Source organism: Acinetobacter sp. USHLN143 (assembly GCF_037145695.1).
GTDB lineage: Bacteria > Pseudomonadota > Gammaproteobacteria > Pseudomonadales > Moraxellaceae > Acinetobacter > Acinetobacter fasciculus.
Genome location: NZ_JBBCWZ010000042.1, coordinates 20,948 through 27,500 on the forward strand (window position 1 = coordinate 20,948; position 6,553 = coordinate 27,500).

At 46.0% G+C, this 6,553-nt stretch carries 7 protein-coding genes; 6 read left to right on the top strand and 1 reads right to left on the bottom strand.

All coding sequences use genetic code 11. The features are described from left to right. Positions 1–83 precede the first annotated feature (83 nt). Complete coding sequence (locus WFH18_RS11335; protein ID WP_164543200.1) at positions 84–488, bottom strand: hypothetical protein; 405 nt, start codon at positions 486–488, stop codon at positions 84–86. Positions 489–662: 174 nt separating this feature from the next. Between WFH18_RS11335 and radA the strand changes: the two genes are divergently transcribed. From radA to WFH18_RS11365, 6 genes are all read left to right on the top strand, one after another. Further along, entirely contained in the window at positions 663–2,054 is a 1,392-nt protein-coding gene (radA, locus tag WFH18_RS11340; RefSeq protein WP_164543201.1) for a DNA repair protein RadA, read from the top strand. Between the two features lie 118 nt (positions 2,055–2,172). Next, positions 2,173–3,177 (top strand): Tim44 domain-containing protein, encoded by a 1,005-nt coding sequence (locus WFH18_RS11345; protein WP_004731819.1) that lies wholly within the window; start codon positions 2,173–2,175, stop codon positions 3,175–3,177. A gap of 224 nt (positions 3,178–3,401) precedes the next feature. After that, positions 3,402–3,758, top strand: a complete 357-nt coding sequence (locus tag WFH18_RS11350) for a hypothetical protein (protein ID WP_005106369.1) — start codon at positions 3,402–3,404, stop codon at positions 3,756–3,758. A 1-nt stretch (position 3,759) separates the two neighbouring features. Continuing rightward, on the top strand, positions 3,760–5,493 hold the full coding sequence (locus tag WFH18_RS11355) for a PepSY-associated TM helix domain-containing protein (protein WP_164543202.1): 1,734 nt from the start codon (positions 3,760–3,762) through the stop codon (positions 5,491–5,493). Then, the gene (locus tag WFH18_RS11360) at positions 5,490–5,828 is read left to right on the top strand and encodes a DUF3325 domain-containing protein (RefSeq protein WP_243475404.1); all 339 of its coding nucleotides are present in this window, start codon (positions 5,490–5,492) and stop codon (positions 5,826–5,828) included. Before WFH18_RS11355 ends, WFH18_RS11360 begins: the two co-directional genes overlap by 4 nt. Before the next feature lie 98 nt (positions 5,829–5,926). Next, positions 5,927–6,466, top strand: coding sequence for a tetratricopeptide repeat protein (locus tag WFH18_RS11365; protein WP_336754884.1), 540 nt, complete (start codon positions 5,927–5,929; stop codon positions 6,464–6,466). Positions 6,467–6,553 lie beyond the last annotated feature (87 nt).

Genomic DNA, 6,553 nt, shown 5'->3' on the forward strand with positions numbered 1-6,553 from the left:
TTAAACATTTAACCCAAAGACTAAAAAGCCACGTTCATCGTGGCTTTTTCTGCTTCAGTTTTTCCATTTTTCATCATGAATCTTTAGCAACGTAAACCGCTACAGGCGAGCTGGTCCCACTCAGATTCAAGTTCCAGTGCCAGTCTTAAAGATAAAACAAAAAACTGAATGCCTTTAATTTTCATATTGCCCTGCTCATCTTCCAGATAATGACTCAGTTTTTGATAGGTTTTATGCTGCAGGTCAAAAGGCACATCCAGATAAAGCCCACCCGAATAGATCTCACTATGAAGCGTCTGATCCACACCTAGACACGGCATATAGACAATCCCCTGTTGTTCCAGCCAGCCGATCAACCTTTGCCGAACCGAGTGAGCATCCTGATCCGGATGTACATAATGATCAAAATGCACAAACAGCACATCACGGTTCTTTTCACGTGCAATCGCATCAATATGTTTCAACAAGTGTGACAAAATCTGTTCCATTCCAGCATGACAAGACCGGCATTATAGACAGCGTTGATGCACAACATCCGCATCAGCCTAAATAAAAACGACAAGCCTTGTCGTAAAAACCATGATTTTTCAGGTGAAAGGCTTGGTTTTAGCTAGCATTCACCGCTATGCTGTCATTCAATTTCAATCGCTGCATCTTAAAATATGGCTAAAGCAAAAAGTGTGTATCGTTGTGAACAATGTGGTGCCGATCATCCGAAATGGTCCGGTCAATGTTCAGAATGTGGGGAATGGAACAGCCTGCTTGAAGTGACCATTGCACCTGCCGTTACCCATCGCGCTCAGCCAAAGATCGGGGGTGGATATGCAGGTCAGGCGTCCAGTATCACCACTTTAAATCAGGTCTCGGTATCGCATGAAACCCGATTACCGACCGGGATCAGCGAATTTGACCGGGTTCTGGGTGGCGGGCTGGTCACAGGTTCGGTGGTCTTGATTGGTGGTGATCCCGGAATTGGTAAATCCACCATCTTGCTACAAACAGCCACGCACATGGCATCTGCCAAAAATCCGGCCCTGTATGTGACCGGTGAGGAATCTTTGTCTCAGGTTGCTTTACGTGCCCAACGTCTGGATCTGCCAACCGACCAGCTCAAAGTCATGGCAGAAACCTGTGTCGAACGTATTTGTGAAGTACTGGCCCAGCAACGTCCTGCGGTAGCCATTCTGGACTCGATCCAAACCCTGTATACCGAAACCCTGCAATCTGCACCGGGTGGTGTCTCACAGATTCGTGAATCAGCGGCCCTGTTAACCCGTTTTGCCAAAAATAGTGGTACGTCTTTGTTTCTGGTCGGTCATGTAACCAAAGAAGGCGCACTGGCCGGCCCACGTGTACTGGAACATATGGTCGACTGTGTGCTGTATTTTGAAGGCCAGTCGGATTCACGTTACCGAATGATCCGAGCGGTCAAAAACCGTTTTGGTGCGGTCAATGAACTCGGCGTGTTCGGCATGACCGACAAAGGTCTGCGCGAGGTGTCCAACCCTTCGGCCATCTTTTTAAGCCGTTATGATGAAGCCATTCCCGGCTCGATTGTGATGATCAGCCGCGAAGGTACGCGCCCACTCCTGGTTGAAGTACAGGCGCTGGTCGATGATGCACATGGCCAACCAAGACGTGTAGCGCTTGGCCTGGATCAAAACCGTCTAAATATGCTCCTTGCAGTCATGCATCGGCATGGTGGTGTGCAAACCTCTGGTCAGGATGTTTATGTCAATATCGTCGGTGGTTTGAAAATCACCGAAACTGGTTCGGATCTGGCGGTACTTCTCGCCTGCGCTTCCAGCATTCGTGGCAAAGCCTTACCGCAACAGTTGGCAGTTTTTGGTGAAGTCGGACTGTCTGGAGAGATTCGCCCTGTGCCAAATGGTCAGGAGCGCCTAAAAGAAGCGATTAAACATGGTTTTAAATACATTATTGTCCCTCGCGGCAATGCACCGCAAAAATCCATTGAAGGCGTGCAAATTATTGCAGTTGCGCGTTTACATGAAGCGTTAAGCGAGGCGATGACGCTGAGTGATGAACTCAACTAACTGTAAACTGACCTATTTGGTATAAAGAGCAAAAAAATACAGATTTTTGATTGAAATTCCACACAAAGCCTATATAAATAGACTGTACAAATAGGTTTTATTCTCATAGGAAAAATGAATGGAAGTTCGACAGCGCGGTTTGATCACAGGTATCTTGACAGCAGTTTTATTGGTTGCGCCTTTTGCAGCTGAAGCAAAACGTGCCGGTGGCGGTAAAAGTCATGGCATGCAACGTTCTGCACAACCTACTCAATCTTATCAACAACCTCGTCAAGCTGCGCCTGCTCAACAAGCGCCAGTTGCAGGTGCTGCAACCCAGCAAAAATCTGGTCCGGGTGTCGGCGGCATGGTTGCCGCGGGTGTAGCCGGTGCTGCGATTGGTGCAGTTGCTGCGAATGCCTTGGCGGATGATCAAAGTGTAGCAGCATCTGAAGCTCAGGCTGCTCAAGCAGAAGAGGAAAAAGGTGGTATTCCGGGCTGGATCTGGATCCTTCTTGCTGCTGCTGTTGCCTTCTTCATTTTCCGTAAGATGGGCGCAAAAAAAAAAGTAGCTTCTAACCCATATGCACCAAATAGTGGTGCTGGTAATACAGCACCTTTTGGTCAGGCACCGACTGCACCTCGCGGTGGTGACAGTACCAATATTTTTGGTCAGAATGTGGGTGGTCAAACGTCAAGCAACAATGCTCCGTTCGGTTCTGCTCCGGTAAATAACGCGCCTTTTGGTGCAGCTTATACCCAAAGTGGCAGCCAGTTACCGGATGGTACTGAACCTGCAGCATTCTTGCGTGTAGCGCGTCAGCGTTTTAACCATATTCAGTCCATGAATACAGCAAGCAACATTTCTGAAATTCAGCGTTATCTGACTCCTGAACTTTATCAGTCAATGTATAACGACATCATGAGCAATCAGGATCAGGATGTTGCCGAGTTTTCAAATCTGAATGCGATGGTCGTCGACTCATCGACTGACAATGGCCAGTATATTGTCAGCGTACGCTTTACAGGTACGGTAAGCGAAGACTTAAACAGCTTGCCGCAACCGTTCGCAGAAATCTGGCATTTCACCAAACCAGCAGGTTCAAATCAGGACTGGGTGGTTGCAGGTATTCAGCAAGACTAATCGTGAATAAATGAAGTTTAGACAGCGGCCTTCGAGCCGCTGTTTTTATTTGTAAGCCTTACATTTTGATCTTTTTTAATTCCCTTCCCCCCTCTCTTTTTTAACTTAACTTCCAGTTTTACTTATTTTTCATATAAATAGTTCAACAACCCATATTTAAAATCTAAACAATAATTGTTATCATTATCATTAATTACTTCATAAGTTTGTAAATAGAATTTTCGATGATGAATAGTCCGAATATGCAAGCCATAGCGACTGGAACAGTTACTGCACCGAAACCATCAAGCAAAAATAAAGTCAAAGCAAATATGCTGGCTTATCGTGGGATGATTTTATATCGCTTTATTCTGGCGGGTGCTGGCGGTTATCTACTGGCTACACTGGCAACGATCGTGATTGCCCAGCTTTTTATCGACAGTGGAAGCAGTGCAGCCATGTCCGCCACCCTGATTGGCTTTAGCTTGAATGCTGCTGCATTTATCTGGGTATTTATGGTGAATAAGACGCTCAAAGCTACGCTCGGGATCGCGATTCCCGGTGTTTTACTCTATATCGCCTATAAGCTTTTAGGAAATTGAGATGAGAGTAGATGCAAAACCCGAAGGTCCACGCCAGTCGATGTCGTGGTTGCATACCTGGGCCAGTCTGATTTTAGGCTGGCTTTTATATGCGATTTTCTTGACCGGAACCTTAAGCTTTTTCCAGAACGAAATTACCGTCTGGATGAAACCGGAATTTCATCAATCAGTTCCACCAAAGACTCAAATCGAACAAACCCGTGTGGCACTGGCTTATCTGCAACAGCACCATCCGGATGCTGGCAGCTGGGCAATCCAGCTTCCTAACTCACGCCAAAATACCACCACCCTGACTATTCGTAGTGCCGGCGAAGATCCACGTGCCCGTCGTGGCGGTACCCGCGTGACGATTGACAGCGCCACCGGCGAAGTTTTGCAAGCGCGTGAAACACGCGGTGGTTCATTCTTATACCGTTTCCACTTTGAATTGTATGGTTTGCCAAGAATCTGGGCGCGCTGGATGGTCGGCGTTGCGACCCTGCTCATGCTGGTGGCAATCATCAGCGGTGTCATTACCCATAAGAAAATTTTCAAGGATTTTTTTACTTTCCGTCCCGGTAAAGGTCAGCGTTCCTGGCTGGATGCACATAATGCTACTGCGGTATTTGCCTTGCCCTTTCATATCATGATTACCTTCAGTGGCTTATTACTATTACTCTTTACCCTGATGCCTTGGGGCGTAAACCAGATTTATGAAAATCGTGGTGCTTTCCTTCAGGATCAACGTAAGAGTTTGGTTCAAGACAACAGTATTCAGGCTGAATCCCGTGAAAGCCATAGTGAGAGTAAAGAACGTCGACCGCAAGCTGAGAGAGAAAATCGTGGCGAGCGCGGTGAAATGTCTGCACGCAGTGAAGGTCGCCGCTCTCATAATGAAATGCAAATTGCATCTCCTGCACCGTTAACCGATCTGGCTCCGATCTTGGCAACAGCCAATAACGAATGGAAAAATAATCCGGTGGGTACGATAACTATTATCCAGCCAAATACCCTAAAAGCTGAAATTGAACTTCGTGCTTTAAACGGAGTCAGCGTAGCTTATCGCAACGTTTATCCGAGCCTTGCTTTTAATGGCGTAACAGGTGAATTAAAGCCAGATCAAACCACACTGAAAATGCCTTCAATCGCAAATGGTATTTATAATGTATTCACCACATTGCATGAAGCACGTGGCATGGATCTGGCTTTACGCTGGTTATTATTCATGTCAGGGGTGGTCGGCACCTTGATGATTGCGACCGGCTTGATTCTATGGTGTGTTAAACGTGCACCGCAGCAACAGAAACAAGGCTATAAATCCTTTGGCTATCGCGTGGTTGAAGTCACCAATATCGCTGCCATTATTGGTTTACCGATTGCCTGTGCTGCCTATTTTTATGCCAACCGTTTTATTCCGGCAGACATGGAGATGCGTCTGAACTGGGAAATTCGTAGCTTCTTTATTGTCTGGTTGCTGACGTTGCTGTATGCCATGATTCGCAGTCATCGTCAGGCCTGGCTGGAACTATTACTGCTTGCCACTGCTGCATTTGCCTTGCTCCCAATCGTGAACTCCATGACCGGCGGTCAAGCAATCTGGAATAGCATCATGCATGGTCAATGGGTCATTGCTTCTTTTGATCTGGCGATGTGGGTGCTTGCGATCTTATTCTGGTTTTCATTTAAAAAAGTGAAAAACCATAAAGGCTTGTCGTCTAAAAAAGCCAAGATTGCTCTCAAGGAGAATCAGGCATGATGTTCTTCTTACTGATTTGGGCTTTAACTTCACTAGGTTTCTTTGCGCTTGCAATGTCGATGTCGAAACATCAAAAACAGATTTTTGACACAGAACCTGCGCCTGCAAAAACACAACTTGCGACTATTCTGGGCTGGGTATTGCTCATACTCGCCCTGATTCTGTGCCTGTGTACAGGAGCTGCCAGCAATATGATCAGTTACTGGCTGGGTAGTCTGACTTTTGCAGCACTGGTGGTCGGTTTAAGTCTGAGCTATCTGGAAAATAAAATTAAAGTGATCGTAATGTTCTGTGTGTTTATCGCCTTGATCTCAGGGATTCTTTGCCTGATCTAATATCATTGATTGACCAATCTCTTTAAAAAGCTGATCTTCGGGTTGGCTTTTTTGATTTAAACCTTTTAGTCTACGCATAATACTTTTGAGATGTTGATATGACCCAGCGTGTTTCTCCTCCTGCTGCCTTGACTAACCTTGCCCTAGCTGGTAATGCTGAAGCGCAATTTGAACTGGCTGAACTGTATATGCAAAGCGAGCATGATGATGACATCATTCTTGCTGAAGAATGGGCATTGAAAGCTGCCAACGGTGGACTGGTTGATGCCATGTATTGGTTAGGTGAAGGTTATACCGTTTATGCCAAAGAATTAGCAGAAGAAGATCCGGAAGAATCTAAAGCTCACTTTGAGTTAGCCTATTACTGGTTAAGCAAGGCCAATATCGAGAAGCACCCTGCTGCGACTTTAGAGCTGGCCGGTTTCTACCGTCGTGGTGATGTGATTGAAAAAGATGTAGAGAAATCGATTTCTTTAGTCAAACAGGCTGCGGAATGGGGCGAAGTTCAGGCCATGCGCGATCTTGCTTTTATTTATGGGAACGGTTTAGGTGTTGTCGCTGATGACATACAGGCAGATTACTGGACACAAAAAGCAGATGAGATTGAACAGGAAATGTCTTGTCCTGAAATAGATTGACAGTATTCCACTTCAAACCGAGTTAAGCAATTAGCTCGGTTTTTGTTTGCTCATACATCTGATTCGGGGTGTTCATATTTAAACTTA

Bases quoted from the DNA above. Each gene is read 5' to 3' on its own strand.
- WFH18_RS11335 (WP_164543200.1), bottom strand. From the start codon at position 488: ATGGAACAGATTTTGTCACACTTGTTGAAACATATTGATGCGATTGCA.
- WFH18_RS11355 (WP_164543202.1), top strand. From the start codon at position 3,760: ATGAGAGTAGATGCAAAACCCGAAGGTCCACGCCAGTCGATGTCGTGG.
- radA (WP_164543201.1), top strand. From the start codon at position 663: ATGGCTAAAGCAAAAAGTGTGTATCGTTGTGAACAATGTGGTGCCGAT.
- WFH18_RS11360 (WP_243475404.1), top strand. From the start codon at position 5,490: ATGATGTTCTTCTTACTGATTTGGGCTTTAACTTCACTAGGTTTCTTT.
- WFH18_RS11350 (WP_005106369.1), top strand. From the start codon at position 3,402: ATGATGAATAGTCCGAATATGCAAGCCATAGCGACTGGAACAGTTACT.
- WFH18_RS11365 (WP_336754884.1), top strand. From the start codon at position 5,927: ATGACCCAGCGTGTTTCTCCTCCTGCTGCCTTGACTAACCTTGCCCTA.
- WFH18_RS11345 (WP_004731819.1), top strand. From the start codon at position 2,173: ATGGAAGTTCGACAGCGCGGTTTGATCACAGGTATCTTGACAGCAGTT.